The 14,044-nt window shown below is 49.2% G+C and carries 20 protein-coding genes and 1 pseudogene; 4 read left to right on the top strand and 17 right to left on the bottom strand.

Annotated elements, in window-relative coordinates; genetic code table 11:
- Nucleotides 1-180 precede the first annotated feature (180 nt).
- From rplM to NE671_RS05960, 3 genes and pseudogenes are all read left to right on the top strand, one after another.
- On the top strand, nt 181-609 hold the full coding sequence (rplM, locus tag NE671_RS05950) for a 50S ribosomal protein L13 (RefSeq protein ID WP_021650595.1): 429 nt from the start codon (nt 181-183) through the stop codon (nt 607-609).
- Nucleotides 610-625: 16 nt separating this feature from the next.
- Nucleotides 626-1,018, top strand: coding sequence for a 30S ribosomal protein S9 (gene rpsI, locus NE671_RS05955; protein ID WP_021650596.1), 393 nt, complete (start codon nt 626-628; stop codon nt 1,016-1,018).
- Between the two features lie 68 nt (nt 1,019-1,086).
- Nucleotides 1,087-1,389: pseudogene (locus NE671_RS05960) on the top strand (hypothetical protein); the annotation flags it as partial.
- Nucleotides 1,390-1,441: 52 nt separating this feature from the next.
- Here the strand turns inward: NE671_RS05960 and NE671_RS05965 are convergent.
- The 17 genes from NE671_RS05965 to NE671_RS06045 form a co-directional block, all read right to left on the bottom strand.
- Nucleotides 1,442-2,782 carry an MATE family efflux transporter gene (locus tag NE671_RS05965; protein WP_244095978.1) on the bottom strand — a complete coding sequence of 447 codons (1,341 nt, stop codon included), beginning with the start codon at nt 2,780-2,782 and terminating at the stop codon, nt 1,442-1,444.
- A gap of 69 nt (nt 2,783-2,851) precedes the next feature.
- Nucleotides 2,852-3,277 carry a MarR family winged helix-turn-helix transcriptional regulator gene (locus NE671_RS05970; RefSeq protein WP_147602880.1) on the bottom strand — a complete coding sequence of 142 codons (426 nt, stop codon included), beginning with the start codon at nt 3,275-3,277 and terminating at the stop codon, nt 2,852-2,854.
- Between the two features lie 332 nt (nt 3,278-3,609).
- Nucleotides 3,610-3,756 (bottom strand): hypothetical protein, encoded by a 147-nt coding sequence (locus tag NE671_RS05975; protein ID WP_173740655.1) that lies wholly within the window; start codon nt 3,754-3,756, stop codon nt 3,610-3,612.
- Nucleotides 3,753-4,322, bottom strand: coding sequence for a hypothetical protein (locus tag NE671_RS05980; protein ID WP_147602881.1), 570 nt, complete (start codon nt 4,320-4,322; stop codon nt 3,753-3,755). The genes NE671_RS05975 and NE671_RS05980 overlap by 4 nt, the downstream gene beginning before the upstream one ends.
- A gap of 9 nt (nt 4,323-4,331) precedes the next feature.
- The gene (locus NE671_RS05985) at nt 4,332-4,460 is read right to left on the bottom strand and encodes a hypothetical protein (protein ID WP_255639047.1); all 129 of its coding nucleotides are present in this window, start codon (nt 4,458-4,460) and stop codon (nt 4,332-4,334) included.
- A gap of 1 nt (nt 4,461) precedes the next feature.
- Nucleotides 4,462-5,094 (bottom strand): L-2-amino-thiazoline-4-carboxylic acid hydrolase, encoded by a 633-nt coding sequence (locus NE671_RS05990; protein ID WP_147602882.1) that lies wholly within the window; start codon nt 5,092-5,094, stop codon nt 4,462-4,464.
- Nucleotides 5,091-6,026, bottom strand: coding sequence for an acyl-CoA thioester hydrolase/BAAT C-terminal domain-containing protein (locus NE671_RS05995; protein ID WP_147602883.1), 936 nt, complete (start codon nt 6,024-6,026; stop codon nt 5,091-5,093). Before NE671_RS05995 ends, NE671_RS05990 begins: the two co-directional genes overlap by 4 nt.
- A gap of 13 nt (nt 6,027-6,039) precedes the next feature.
- The gene (locus NE671_RS06000; protein ID WP_147602884.1) at nt 6,040-6,525 is read right to left on the bottom strand and encodes a hypothetical protein; all 486 of its coding nucleotides are present in this window, start codon (nt 6,523-6,525) and stop codon (nt 6,040-6,042) included.
- On the bottom strand, nt 6,525-6,848 hold the full coding sequence (locus NE671_RS06005; protein WP_147602885.1) for an L-2-amino-thiazoline-4-carboxylic acid hydrolase: 324 nt from the start codon (nt 6,846-6,848) through the stop codon (nt 6,525-6,527). Before NE671_RS06005 ends, NE671_RS06000 begins: the two co-directional genes overlap by 1 nt.
- A 12-nt stretch (nt 6,849-6,860) precedes the next feature.
- Nucleotides 6,861-7,637 carry an alpha/beta hydrolase gene (locus NE671_RS06010; RefSeq protein ID WP_147602886.1) on the bottom strand — a complete coding sequence of 259 codons (777 nt, stop codon included), beginning with the start codon at nt 7,635-7,637 and terminating at the stop codon, nt 6,861-6,863.
- Nucleotides 7,634-8,386: an MBL fold metallo-hydrolase gene (locus tag NE671_RS06015; protein ID WP_330641786.1), complete on the bottom strand. Its 753-nt coding sequence runs from the start codon at nt 8,384-8,386 to the stop codon at nt 7,634-7,636. The genes NE671_RS06010 and NE671_RS06015 overlap by 4 nt, the downstream gene beginning before the upstream one ends.
- A 148-nt stretch (nt 8,387-8,534) precedes the next feature.
- Nucleotides 8,535-9,278 carry an alpha/beta hydrolase gene (locus tag NE671_RS06020; RefSeq protein ID WP_147602888.1) on the bottom strand — a complete coding sequence of 248 codons (744 nt, stop codon included), beginning with the start codon at nt 9,276-9,278 and terminating at the stop codon, nt 8,535-8,537.
- Between the two features lie 28 nt (nt 9,279-9,306).
- Nucleotides 9,307-9,921 carry a class I SAM-dependent methyltransferase gene (locus tag NE671_RS06025; RefSeq protein ID WP_256163771.1) on the bottom strand — a complete coding sequence of 205 codons (615 nt, stop codon included), beginning with the start codon at nt 9,919-9,921 and terminating at the stop codon, nt 9,307-9,309.
- A 6-nt stretch (nt 9,922-9,927) separates the two neighbouring features.
- A complete protein-coding gene (locus NE671_RS06030; RefSeq protein ID WP_147602890.1) occupies nt 9,928-10,716 on the bottom strand; it encodes a class I SAM-dependent methyltransferase in 789 nt (262 codons plus the stop codon).
- 1 nt (nt 10,717) lies between these two features.
- The gene (locus NE671_RS06035; protein WP_147602891.1) at nt 10,718-11,506 is read right to left on the bottom strand and encodes an alpha/beta fold hydrolase; all 789 of its coding nucleotides are present in this window, start codon (nt 11,504-11,506) and stop codon (nt 10,718-10,720) included.
- Nucleotides 11,507-11,509: 3 nt separating this feature from the next.
- Nucleotides 11,510-12,118, bottom strand: a complete 609-nt coding sequence (locus tag NE671_RS06040) for a class I SAM-dependent methyltransferase (RefSeq protein WP_147602892.1) — start codon at nt 12,116-12,118, stop codon at nt 11,510-11,512.
- Between the two features lie 78 nt (nt 12,119-12,196).
- Complete coding sequence (locus NE671_RS06045) at nt 12,197-12,775, bottom strand: TetR/AcrR family transcriptional regulator (protein WP_147602893.1); 579 nt, start codon at nt 12,773-12,775, stop codon at nt 12,197-12,199.
- 199 nt (nt 12,776-12,974) lie between these two features.
- On the opposite strand from NE671_RS06045, the gene NE671_RS06050 reads away from it, so the two are divergent.
- On the top strand, nt 12,975-13,667 hold the full coding sequence (locus tag NE671_RS06050; RefSeq protein ID WP_147602894.1) for an ATP-binding protein: 693 nt from the start codon (nt 12,975-12,977) through the stop codon (nt 13,665-13,667).
- The last annotated feature ends 377 nt before the right edge of the window (nt 13,668-14,044 follow it).

Here is a 14,044-nt window from a genome sequence, read left to right on the forward strand (position 1 = left end):
AATAACTCAATGTGACGTAGTGCGAAGATGCTTGAGCCAATAGCCCCGGCGACGGCATTTTATCAGCGGTTTCGGACATTTCCGCGATTTATTTTGCACCCGCGTTTCCATTTACTTTTTTTCGCGGAAGTACCGCGGTTTGAGAAACATTATCGTTGATAAATAACAGGAGGTAGGACCATGCAGACTTATATGGCTAATCCGGATAAAATCGAAAGAAAATGGTATGTAGTTGACGCAGAGGGTTGCACTCTGGGACGTCTGGCATCCGGTGTTGCAAGTGTTTTAAGAGGAAAGAACAAACCTCAGTTTACACCGCACGTTGACACAGGAGATTATGTAATCGTTGTAAACGCTGATAAGATCAAAGTTACAGGCAAGAAGCTTGAGCAGAAGATTTATTATAACCACTCCGACTATGTTGGTGGAATGAAAGAAACCACATTAAAAGAAATGTTAGCAAAGAAACCTGAGAAGGTTATCGAGCTCGCAGTTAAGGGAATGCTTCCGAAAGGACCTCTTGGAAGAGCTATGAACAAGAAACTTTTCGTATACGCAGGACCAGAGCACAAACATGAGGCTCAGAAGCCTGAAGTTTTAACATTTTAATAGGAGGTAGAAAACATTGGCTAGCGCAAAATTCTACGGAACAGGAAGAAGAAAGAAATCAATCGCAAGAGTTTACCTGGTACCTGGAACAGGTAAAATCACTATCAATAAAAGAAACATCGATGAGTACTTCGGACTTGAGACTCTGAAGGTTATCGTTCGTCAGCCACTGGCTTTAACAGAGACAGAGGGTAAATTCGACGTGATCGTTAATGTTCACGGCGGTGGATACACAGGACAGGCTGGAGCAATCCGTCATGGTCTTTCCAGAGCACTCCTTGAGGCAGACAAAGACTACAGACCAGCTCTTAAAGCTGCTGGATTCCTTACACGTGATCCACGTATGAAAGAGCGTAAGAAATACGGTCTCAAAGCAGCTCGTCGTGCTCCGCAGTTCAGCAAACGATAATTCAACCGAATATCAGAAAAGAACAATTTTCCCCGAAAACATCGAGTTTTCGGGGATTTCTTTATATTCCGATAATTATGCTGCTTCTGTTTGTGATTGGTGCAGCCGGTGTCGGCGGCTATCTCTATATCAAGATGAAGGGTGTAAAGCCTGCATCCAGAAAAAATCAGCCGGACCCGGATGCGGATTACAGCAGCGAGATTCGCTCTGCCGTGCTTCTGGTACACGGAGAAAAAGCACACTCCCGCTATTTCAGTGAGACGGCGTACAGCAAGCTGACTGAAGATAACAAGGAATTCCGGGATTTCCTTGCAGAGTGGCAAGCAAATCCGGTGAGTACCCACATCGAAAAACCAGAGCGTTCCGGCTGACCTCCGAAACCCCCTGGTTTCATTTTTGGGATAGTCCCAAGCCATTTTGAATTTAACCGTTCTCTTTTTCCGAAATACGGAAGTACAGCCCAATAGACAGCGCCAGAGACAGCACATCCGCCACAGGCTGAGCCCAGATCAGTCCTGTTTCGTGAAAGATCGTCCCGAGGATGAGCATAGCCGGAATGTAGATAAGCCCCTGACGGGAGATATTGACAATCAGGGATTCCGTTGCCGCACCGCGGGCTTGCAGCGCGTTGACCAGCACATAGAATACGCCAAACAGGAAACTGGTGCAAAGGAGAATGCGGGCAAAGGAAACGCCATAGTCATACGCCGCCGCATCCGTGAGGAATACGCTGACGATCTGTCCGGTAAAGAGATAGCAGATCAGCGTCAGCACGGCGCTGAGGAAAAAGCCAAATATCAGCGAGAATTTGAAGGCGCTTCTGTAACGCTCCCAGTTTTTCGCACCGACACAATAACCGAGCAGCGGCTGAACGCCCTGCCCAAGTCCGATACAAACCATGCTTGTCATCATTGTAACCTTCATGGCAACGCCCACACCGGCTACCGCCATATCGCCGTATTTTGCCATCTGACTGTTCATGAGGATGCTGGAAAGGCTCATCAGAAGATTTCCCAAGGCAGTAGGAATGCCGATTGCCAGAACACCGGAGGCAACCTTTTCCTTCACGGAAAAGTCCTTGAGGCTGATGCTGAGGGAGGACGAGCCTTTCAGGAAGTAGACAATGTAATATCCCGCGCCCACCACATTTCCGATGACAGTTGCAATGGCTGCACCGGCAATGTTCCAGCCGAACAAAAGGATCATAATGGGGTCAAGAATGACATTCAAGAGATTTCCCAAAAGCTGCCCCATCATCGCCTTGCCGGACTGTCCTTCGGCACGAATGACATTCGAGTAGCAGTTGGCGATCAAGACAAACGGACCGGAGAAGCTTACAATCGTCAGATAGGTTCTCGCATACTCCCAGGTTTCTGCGCTTGCTCCGATCAGCGCAAGGATCTGATCCATGAAAATCAGGAACAGTGCAGACATCAGCACTCCGACAGCAACACAGCCCCACATACAGAACGAGCAGACCTTTTTTGCGTAGTCCTTCCGTCCTTCGCCCAAGGCGCGGGAGATCACCGAGGTGCCGCCGATACCGAAGACCGTTCCCACAGACATAAACAGCAGGAAAACCGGCGTGGCAAGGGAAACTGCCGCCACTTGCAAATCGTCATGGGTCTGCCCGATAAAGAACGTGTCCGCCAGATTGTAGATCAGCACCATGAGCATTGCCGCCATTGCGGGCAGTGCGTTTTGTAAAACCGCTTTGCGAATCGGTGCCTTCGCAAAGACTTCCATCGACTTATTATTTTCCATAATATCCTCCAATTACGATAGCACGCTATCATTTTGTTCTGAGCGAAACCCGCCATGCGCGGCGGGTATTCACTTCATATTTTTTGCGGCTCTTGCCAGAAGCTGATTGAATATGGTTTTCTCATCCTCGGAAAATCCATGCAGCAGCATTTGCTCCGCTTTTGCCATGTATCCAGCTGCTTCCCGGCAGCAGGCTTCTCCGTCGGGTGTGATATGAACCAATTTGATTCTCTTATCGGAAGCATCTCCGAACGCCTCCACGAAGCCCTTTTGCTCCAAGCGGGAGATGATTCCTGCCACGGTAGATTGCGCGACACAGAATTTCCGTTCCAGCTCCTTCATGGAGCGCTGCTTCTGCTCGGCTTTTTGCAGCTCCATTAGGACCGAAATCTGCATCATAGTCAGGTCTTTGCCTCTCAGGGTGTTGTTCGCTTGCTTTTCCAGCCGGTCATGCAGCAATTTAATCAGCTGTCCGCTGGGAATTATATTCGCCATAAAACCGCCTCCTTTTAAATTCACAATAATGATAGCACGCTTTCGTTTTAAAGTCAATAGCAGGCTATTAATTTTTACGCGACCGTAGGTGCAACAAGGGCGCGCCTTGGTTTAGGCAAAGAATCAATCGCTATTTGCCGTATATGCAGTGCTTGTCTGATTTGCTGAGATGAGCTTGGAATGCTCTTTGATACATTGGCCGGGACTTAAATGGTTATCAGGAGAAATGGATAACAGTTTACAGAAAACAGAATGAAATCATCTTTGATGCCTCGTTGGGAAAACTACGGGGTATTTTTGCTCCGAATCAGACGATACGGAGTATGGAAAGGTTAACTATGCGCATTTTCATATGCTTTTCGAATTCCATCCGGCAAGCGGTCAGGAATCAGTGCCTTTAGTCTGCCCTCACTGCCGTCTTTGATTGCCTGCTCATAGTACCAGCATTTGAATTTCAGCATATCCAGAGTGCGGTTCATCTTCGCCAGTCCCCGTAAGGGCGACGAGCAGAACTGTTAAAGTGGCTGTAACAATGGGTTATGTTTTTACTTTCTAATCCTATCCGCTTTTTTCGCTCCATTTGGCAAAAAAACTTATGCGGCAGTACTGAAATCTTTATCCCAACTCGACATCCAGCACCATCATCACGCCGAATCCAAACATGGTCAGCATTGCGGTGCTGGTGCGGAATGAGCCTATCCAAAATCAGCAGGAACAGGAAGCCAAAAGACGATAACAGCGGGAACAACCGCAGAAAAGAGCTGACGTGCTTGGTAGGGTCTTGATAGTGGGATTGCTCCGGCAGGAAGGAGAAGCGGATACGCTTGGTATTTCGCCACCACAGCAGGTCAATGATGACAAGATCAAACCCTCCCAGCCCTTCGCCCAGAGTCAGGAAAAACCAAAAGGCTGTTACAAAGCTATTCAAGTCGAGGATATTTTTCAATGCCAACCCTAAAACAGAAAACACGACTGTAAAAAGAAGCAAATTGGCAAGCAGGATAGCTATGATGGATTTCTCCTGCGGTGCAGCTTTCCCCAGCACCGGATGTTCTCATACCGCCTTCTGGACGGCATCGGGATAGGAACGGAGTCCGGCAAGATTTTTCCTGTCCGCACCCGTGCCAAGGAAGCAGATAAACCAGTAAAGAAAGTAAAATGCAAAAGTGACGATCAGTTTCATATCAGGTCCTCTTTTTGTATCCGCAGTCGCAGTAAGGACCGCCGGAGGCGAGCGTGTACTGCCGCACAAAGTCAGTTGCGCCGCCTGCCTCGCTCATGGTGTAGTCCAGACGGCACAGCGCAGGAGTGAGGTCATATAGCCCCAGCTTTTTCATCAGCACACAGATGCCGCATTTGGTAAAGCGTCCCTCGTAGCCGCTGCCGTCGGGATATTCGTAAAAGTCCATGTTCCACGAATAGGGGTTTCGGTCGGCGGCTCTCTGCGCAGCGGTGGCTTTCATGGCAGCAATGTCCTTTGCGGTAAATTTGCTTTTTCCGCTCCTGCGGCAAAACCATTGCATCGGCTTTGTCATCATGGCGTTAGCGTAGTAGACGGTCAGCCGCTCTGTATCCGGGCGCTTCGGCATGGAGAGAATGAACGCACCGATCATCGCACAGTTGACGAGGTTCATCTTGAACCGGTCGTCCTTTTCAAATTCGGGCAGCTCGGAGATAATTTCCCTGTATTTCGGCTTTGCTTTTTTCGTGATGGCTTTTGCGGTGTCCGTATCATAGCCGAATACCGCTGTCAACTGGTTTCGGAAGGACGGCACAAACAGCGTCCACATACCGAAAGGCATTCCTATGTATTTCATATCGCAGCCTCCTTCCATGATTCAATGGTGGCGGTGATACGCCGGTCAATATCCACACGAGCCGATTTGCATTCTTTCGGGTGCTTCTTCGCACTCTGAAATGCCATTTTCACAAACAGACCCGAACCAACAGGCAGCATGATCTTTATCAGACCTTCGGGGAAAACAAAGTGCGTAGCATAAGGATATATCGCTGTTTCTACCTCGCAGGTGTGTGGGCGTTCTGCCAATCGTTTTTTCATGCGCCGAATGTATTTCGCTGTGTCCCACAGCACATCATCCTTTGCGCCAATGAGCAGGAGCTTCCCCTTGATATTTTCCACCTTGATAAATTCGGCATCTGTAATAGGATGTGCCTTTTCGGAATCGTCAAAAAGTTTCCATGAGTTGACCATATCGCCGGTACGCTTGGTTTCGGCGGCAATGCACTGCCAATACTGCGGGTGTTGATAAACAAATGGCATATAAGGCAAAGGCTCTCCTCGGTAAGAAAAGAGAGATTCACCCTCAATAGGCCATTCTTTGCAACCGTCTTTCTTGCCTTGCATGAATCCCTGCCAGATAAAATCGCTGGGTGTCATGCCGATGGTCAGGGTAATATCCGCAAAGTAGGATGCCGCTGTCAACGCCAGTGTACCCGTTGTAGATGCACCCACAATACCGATTTTGTGGATACCGTGGTTTTTTAGCCAGTTAATTGCTGTTTCCACACGCTCCAATGGATAGTTGTGATGACCATAATCCTTTTTTGCCGGGGACATGGTGAGGACATGGATGTCCTGCTTCAAAAGCCATTTCACGCAGGAACGAGCCATATAATCTTCCGGGTCATCCCCAATCATGGTGATCATGGCACAATCAGATGGCGTTTTACACGCCCAATATGCACCGTAAAAGCCATCTGTTTCAACGTCAAAATGGATGTGTTTCATAATGTATTCCTCCTTACAGCAGCATTCCGATCCCCGCAAGGATTATGGAAATCACCGCCATACCAACTGTACCGGCAAGCCATTTTCTGTATTTGTCAGTTTTTGAGATGTACGGCATCAGATCCTCCGTCCCCGGAATCACCCACGCCTTGGTATGTCCGACCCAGTAGCCGTCAATGCCAAACCGGTCAATTAGATTCATAACGGACAGGATGACGAAGCACTGCCAGAATACAGTCAAAAATCCACTTGCGCCATTGAGCGTATACACGCATAGCCACACATACGCTATATAAATCGACAGGCAAACAATTTTCAACACGATGGCTTTTCGCCTGATTCTTTCTTTTGTAGTCAGTCCCAGTTCAATGCATCGCTGCTGCACCGTGTCACTATAAAGATGCACCATTCCGACAGCGCCCTTGCGGATGCCGATGGCACAGACCAATACCAGCAATGCGCCCAATCCTAATCCTTCCAAAATCACTTGCAGTAACATTATGTATTCCTCCTAAATCCAGCCTCATCCACATATTCGGGGTGCTCTTTCAGATATTCATCCCTGTCTCCGCAGATGCTATAATCGCACTTACAGCCGTCCGCACAGGTTGTCATTCGCACCAACCGTGCGTGGAGCAGCTCCATAGCAGCATAATCGGGATTGCAGATGGCAGGCATAACTTCCAATAGGTCATGCTGTTTGGCAAATTCCGCAATGGGGCAGGCAGTAAACTCGTAATAGATGGGCTGATTCTTCTTTCCCCCAAGATCCGTGCGCCAGTCCGAGAGATATTCCACATACTGCCGCTGCGCCCACAGCAAAGTGCAGGTGTTTCATTGCTTTCCCGCCATGATATCCTTTACCAACTGCGCCCAGCGCTCTGGATAACAGCCCAGCAGCTCCTCGTGCTGCAAGTCCTGCTCGTGAATAACTGGGTTTGCAAAGTGCCGTTCATAGCGTTTGCGGTATTTCTCGCCCATTTTGAGCGCATAGAAAATATGGATCTCTGTTCCCGGAACGTCGATCTTGTCCGGTAGCGGGGTGACGAGATCGGAATAGAACTGATTCTTGCAGCTCTGCATGGTCACATAGGGCCGTGCACCGCCAAACATATCCATGAACGCCTGCACATAGCTGCTCGTTTCCGCCTTTCGCTTCTCAAGGCACTTTTGGAGGAGGCGGCTTTTAAACTGCCCGTCCCGAAGCAGCGGATAGATCAGCGGCAGCAGCAGATTTGTTTGCAGCTTTGCCACAAACGGGGATGCCTGATCAAGGTCGGAGCTGCCGAGGATGCCATAGGCTATATGAACCCTCTGCCGCGCCGCCAGCAGTCCAACGAACGAGCCGCCCAGCGAGTAGCCATAAGCCGCACAGATGCGGCCGCCGCAGTTCTCCCGAATATATGCCTCGATTTTTTCCGTTTCCTTTATCATGCCGGAAAACTCCGTGCGTTCCGTTTCGTCAAAGCCGTCGTAGCTGACGCAGAGGACACGGACGGTATCGGACAGCAGCGGGATAACTTTTCCAAAGTTGCTCTTCCAGTGGCAGCAGATGCCGGGAAGCAGCAGGATGACCGGGGCAGTTTCTGCGCCGAAGGAATAGATTTTCATCTCCCCACTCCCTTCAGAAAACCGCTTTTTGCCATTTTTTCTGTGTCGTCCGATTCGTCATAGGCATCATAGGGCGCAGACGGGTCATGTGCTCTCTTTTTGAACGGGGAGCACAACGCTTCTCTGTGTGCAAACGCAAATTCAAAATTGTCCGTCCAGCCGGTGTGGCCGGTGAGAAACACCGGGTGAAGTCCACGGCTTTGCAGCTTCTGTTCCAAAGCCGCCAGCGATTTCACCGCCAGCTTGTTATCCTCTGCCAGAGCGGAGATAAAGCTGTATCCACCGTCCGCACCGAACCAGATGGTGTCACCGGTGAACAGGTATTTGTCATCAATAAGATAGACCATATGCCCCCAGGTGTGGCCGGGGACGAGAAGGCACTCGATCCTGATCCCGTCGATGTCCAGAACCTGCCCCTCTGTAAGTAGCACCTTCTCATTGTTGATAGTGACCTGCGGCAGCCTATAGAGATGATAGATCACCTTGCGGCGGACTTCTCCGGTAAGGTAACGGTTTTCAATCTCACCAATGTAGAGCTTTGCATCCCTGAACAGGCCGGGGCTGTCCGCCTCTACTGCACCTACATGGTCGGTGTCCTGATGGGTGATGAGGATGTGCCGGATGGACTTGGGATCGATCTCCAGCCAGCCCATTTTTTCTTCCAGACGGTCGTAATTGTACCCGGCATCGATCATGATGGTGGTGTCGCCCTTGCGATAGAAAAAGATGTTGGCCACCCACTCCCGCACGCAGGCCACGTGCTCATCCACCCAGCCCGTGTTCAGGGGCTTGAAGATCTCCTTGCTCCGGTACATCTTGCTCATGGCTTTTCTCTGAAACTCGGTCGCTTTCTTTGACATGGCGCATCCTCCTCACTTTTATAACGCAAATCTATTTTTAGATTATCTCATTCTTCAATTTCTCAGCAAGCAGCGCCGGATGGTTGAGGATATCCCCGTGTCCAAAATCCGAAAAGCACTGAACTGTCAGTTTTGGGTAAACCATCCGCAGCTTTTCAATGGCTTTTTTCATATGCCCCTCCCGCTGCCCATACCAGCAGGCCATCTCCGCGTCCGGCTGAGGTTCCGGCATACAGCGGTACAGGTACAGTCCAATCTTCCATGTGGCATAAACGGATTCCAGACTGACATGGTCCGGTATCCTATCCAGCATAGTTTGCATGCCTGCTTCCGTCTGCCCCATGAAGCGCAGCGCCCATGCGGGCATTTTCTTTGTTCTCGCCGTCTGATACTGCTTTTGGGGCATTATTCTCAGAATCAACGGGTTCCAAATGCCAAAATCCAGATATTCCGGCCCGCTGAGAATCATCCTGCGAATTTGGATGTTTTTCGACGCTTTCAGGTATACGGCCGGTCCGCAGCCGAGGGACTCCGCATAAAGCGCATCCAGCGTACCATCGCAGTTCTGGCTCAGATAGTCCTCCAGCTTGTCAGCCTGTTCCTGTGCCGTAGTATAGGTCGTTTTTCCGGTACCGTCGAAGCCGTCAAAGCTGACGGCATAAACATCAAATTCTTCTTCCAGCAGCGGAATCACATCTTCAAACTGCCGCCAGCACATCAGATTTCCGTGCAGCATCATGATCTTTTTTTCGACCGGATTGCCAAAACGTTTGATTTCCATTTTGCTTTCTCCTTTACAGCAGCATTCCTTATTCCTTCTGTTTTTTCCCCATCACACACAGCCAGCTTTTCTTTTTGTGTATCTGCACCTCGTAAAAGCCTGCCTGCTCCAGATACGCTTTTAACTCAATGTCTTTGTAGATGGTCATGCCGCCGATGATTTCCGTCCACTTCTCGTCCTTATCCGTGTCGCCGTTGCTCTCGTTGCAGATGAGAAATGTTCCGCCGGGCTTCAGTACCCGGTAGACTTCCTGAAAGCATTTCGGCAGACCCGGCCAAAAATAGACGGTTTCAAAGGCAGTGACAACATCGAATTTTTCATTTTCAAAGGGCTGCATCGCAACGCTGGCTTCCAGTACACGGCAATGTCCCTCCGCAATTGTCTTTGCGTTCAGCTTTTTAGACTTCTCTACGCTGACGGAGGAATAGTCGATACCGGTCACAGTTCCATTCGGGCACTTTTTCAGCAGCCTTTTGATGTTTGCCCCGCCGCCGCAGCCGCAGTCCAGCACGTTGGCATCCGGCGAAAGATGCAGAAATTCAAGTCCCCATGATGCCACAGGTGTATGCCCAAGATTCATCATGGAAGCCATGATTCTGCCACCAAGTCCTACAGGTTTGCGGGTGTTCTCAAAAAATGACATTCTCCTTCACTCCTTTTCCAGAACGATGATCTTATTGGAAATATTCCGCACGGCGGGCAACTTGTCCAGTAACTTGTAAATTGGCGCAAACGCCGCCATTCCTTCGCAAAGACTGTGTTCTTCGACAAATCGGAAGTCCGGCAGCAGCGCCGCAAGAGCCGAACCGTTCTTCACGCCCCAGGTGAATTTTGCATGGCTGCCCTCAATGGACTTTTCCTTGAAGCGCTTCACGATCATCGGGTTCATTGTTTCCACAAATACTGTGGCTTTCTCAAAGCAGCTGGAAATCACTGCAAAAATCTGCTGCACATCTTTTGTGTTCAGGTACATGGTCAGCCCTTCAATGACGATCAGCACCGGCACAGTCTGCTCGCTGATTTCGCCTCCCCAATCGTCCATGGCGGACATTGCAATCTGCGAAATTGTGCCGCTTTCCGGCAGGAGCTTCTCCCGCACCACCACCGTCTCCGGCAGATCGAGGTTATACCAATGCGAGTAACCAGACATCCGATAGCACCGGGTGTCCAGCCCGCAGGCGATATTGACGACCACCGCACCTGAATGCGTCGAAAGCCACGATTTTGTCAGCTTATCCAGCACAATGGTGCGGGCAATAACGCCGCTGTGCATGGCGGTATCCTTGTCGGCAAGGGAAAAATCGTAGTCCAGCTTTTCAATGATTTCCTCTGCTTTTGCATCGTGAATGGTTCCGCGGCCTCGACTTTCTTTCGCTCTTGCATAAACGGTTTGCAGCATGGTCTCCGGCACGCCGGAGAGCTTGATTTTTTCTTTCATGTCATACTTCCTCCGCTTGTAAAGTCAGAAATTTTTCCGCATACCGGCAGAATTTCCCCGGATGCACCATCACCAGCTCCGCGTGAGCCATCTTGGGGATGCCATGAATGCGCGTCTGGGGGAAATAGCCCTTGATGAACCGGATATCCCGCCTGCGATCCTTCTTTTCGTCATCACCGTACCAGTAGGTGATCTTTGTGCCAATTTTCGCTGGGAGCTTCGGAAGCGCATAGTTGTTGGCAGACCAGAATATGCTACGGATCGTTCGGTCTGAAAAGGTTTTCAGATAGGCTGCCATGGCGTCGTATTCTTTTTTAGGGTCATGCCCTGCTGGGGTAAACCGTTTCGGCGGAAAAGCCGCTTCCAGTACCTTTCGGCTGTTTGCCGCCATTTTGAAAGACAGCACATCTCGCGCCAGCAGCAGCTTTCGCATCAAGAAGGGCAGCTGATAGGGTGTGATCCCGCCGTCAATGATGGCTCGGCCGATGGGCATTTCTCCCAATGCCAGCATACGGGTCAGACAGGCTCCGCCCATGGAACAGCCATAGGCCCCGTCCAGTTGTGAGATGCCGCAGCTTTTCAGGTAAGAGATCACCGCATCCACAGTCTGCTCCACGGAGGTGAAGTCCCCGGGGTACTCCGGCTGATGGCCGTCATACACCACCTGAAAAACGTGCCAGCTCTGAGATAGCTGTGCGATCGTGTCGGCAAAAGCCCACACCGGCTCTGCCGTGCAGGGGAAAAACAGCAGCGTCCGCCCATGTTCCTGCCCGTGTTCCAATATCTGCATGGTTCATCCCTCCGATTTTACGCACTCTGTGTAAGCCAGCGGAAATGAGGCTTTCAGCACGGTGCTTTTCTGCACCGTCCAGCCGTTTTTCCGCAGAAATTCCAGATATTCTTCGCTCGTCCACTTGCTGTGCAGTGGAAAGCCCGCCAGCTTCATGAAAAATGCCTTGACCTTGCCGAAGAAAGAATTATCCGCGTGGGTGAAGGTCGGCGCAACCAGAACGCCGTCGTCCCTCAGCACCCGGCAAATTTCGGAGAGAGCCTTCTCCGGCTCCGGCACAATATGCAGGGCATTGGCTACGATCACCACGTCAAAGCTTTCGTCGGCATAGGGGAGGTGAAACATATCCTGCACCGAAAAGTGCAGCTTCGCAGATTGATTATCCCGCCGCGCTTCTGCGATCATCTCCGACGATGCATCCGTGGCCTCGATATGATTGACGCTGCTCACGATATTTTTGGCAATCGATCCCGTGCCGGTGGCCAACTCCAGCACCGTTTTGTGCCGCACCACAGGGCGCAGCAGCTCGTATAGCCGCTCGTAAGCTGCCGCATCCTTGCGCATGAAGCGGTCATAGATTTTCGCCGTGCGATCCCAAAATGTTTTCTTCATAATAACACTTCCTGCCTTAAAATTAGCTTTGACTAACTAACGACCTTTTGAAAAGCCGCCATTCGGCAGCTTTTCGATTTACTCAAATAATTCTTTGCAAGCACCATGCACCAGCGTTTCCAACACCTGTGGATACAAATTGCCGATTTCACCCTGATGGGAGACGGTTAAGATCAGCCCTCGTATAGTTGCAATAGCCAACTCGACACCACCATTCGGTATAAGTCCACTGTCCGCCAAAATCTGACGGATGTGTACCTCGTCATTATGATAGTGGTCGGCTTTGATGTCAGCCGGTATTCGCCGCAGCAGATACTCCGCATCATTTTCAATAAACATCATGGCTTTGGTGTCGGAAAGATATTTACAGGTAGCCAGAATGATTTTTGCAGTCCGCTCTGTTGGAGGGATTTCTACATTATCCTGCAAGGCTTTCTCCGCTACGGCATACGTTTCCGCATGAATATTTTCCAGCACAGCAAAGAACAGCAACTCTTTAGAAGGGAAGAACTTATAGAATGAACCCTTTGCAATGCCCACCGCTTCCGTGAGCTGTTCCACCGATGTTTTCCGCATCCCGATGGTCACGGCACAACGCAGCGCTTCGTCTAACAAATCCTTGCGGATCATTGCATTTTTCTGTTCTGTAAACGCCAAGTGATAATCTCCAAAACGATTTGATCATTTTTGTTCTTTCAGTCATAATTGTACTCTTTGTATTTGTCCCTGTCAACCAGAACCGCTACAGCACTTAAGAAGTTGGTAGGTGCTGTTAGATATCGTTTTGCGTATCCTGAAATAGAAAAATCTTTGAAACTTACAGGTGCGAATAAAAGCATCTTGTTGAAGACGCTGCGTGCTGTTATTGGAACGCTTGATCCTACATTATCATAGAGATTATCCGTCAAATCAGGCAATAATCATAGAGATCGAACCGGAATTGATCCGTATAATTAGTTTTCCAGGCATTGATCGCTCTATCCCGATGCGTGTGATTGAGGCAGGGGAACGTTTTTCATCAAGATATTATCGGAATAAGCGTCTGGGAGAGTTCCTGAAGGAACTGGAATTGTCAGAGGGTAAATCAACCGGAATACCGACCATACAGGAAGAACTGCGGAAAAACGGATCTCCAAGAGCAACATTTACCACAGATGAGGACAGGCGTGCAGTGACGGTGGAGATACCGATTCATCCAGCGTTTCTGGAAAAACCATCGATTGGGGATGGAAATAGTGATGTTTCATCAATGAAATCATCGTTTGACAGTAACAAAACCATTGATTCATCAACAAAACCATCGTTTGATGAAGATAAAGTTGATGTTTCATCTGCAAAACCATCGATTGGTGCAACGGATCAGACAAGAACTATATTTGAAGCAATAGTATCTAATATGAATTGTAAGGATAGAGTAAAAGTTAATATTCGGCTTTTATATGAGACAGTTGGAGATAATATATTTGGACGTAAAGATATTATAGAGATAGTTGGTTTGTCCCCAGCTCCGGCAGGAGATATGATCAAAAAGATGCACGCAGCTAACTGATCGAACCTGTCTCTGGGCATGGAAAAGGCAAATACAAGTTCCTATGATATATGATAGCCGAGGCTATCAACCTAGAATAAAAAGGCCATGCAGTTCCCTGCACAGCCAATAGGTGTATTATGTAGTAATGAGGCTTAGTGGGTTTGTAACGCATTTGCAACAAACAATGCAGAGAATCCCGTAAATACGCCACTTCTCCACTATGCAAACGATAATTTCAGTTCTCAAAGAGATAATTCAACAGAATATCAGAAAAGAGCAAATTTTCCCGAAAACATCGAGTTTTCGGGGATTTCTTTATATTCCGATAAATCTATCAGACACCACAAACACACAAAAAAATCTGACGGTAGATATGCAAGCATATCTATTCGACA

The organism is Blautia sp. DFI.9.10 (genome assembly GCF_024461705.1).
Classification (GTDB): domain Bacteria; phylum Bacillota; class Clostridia; order Lachnospirales; family Lachnospiraceae; genus Blautia_A; species Blautia_A fusiformis.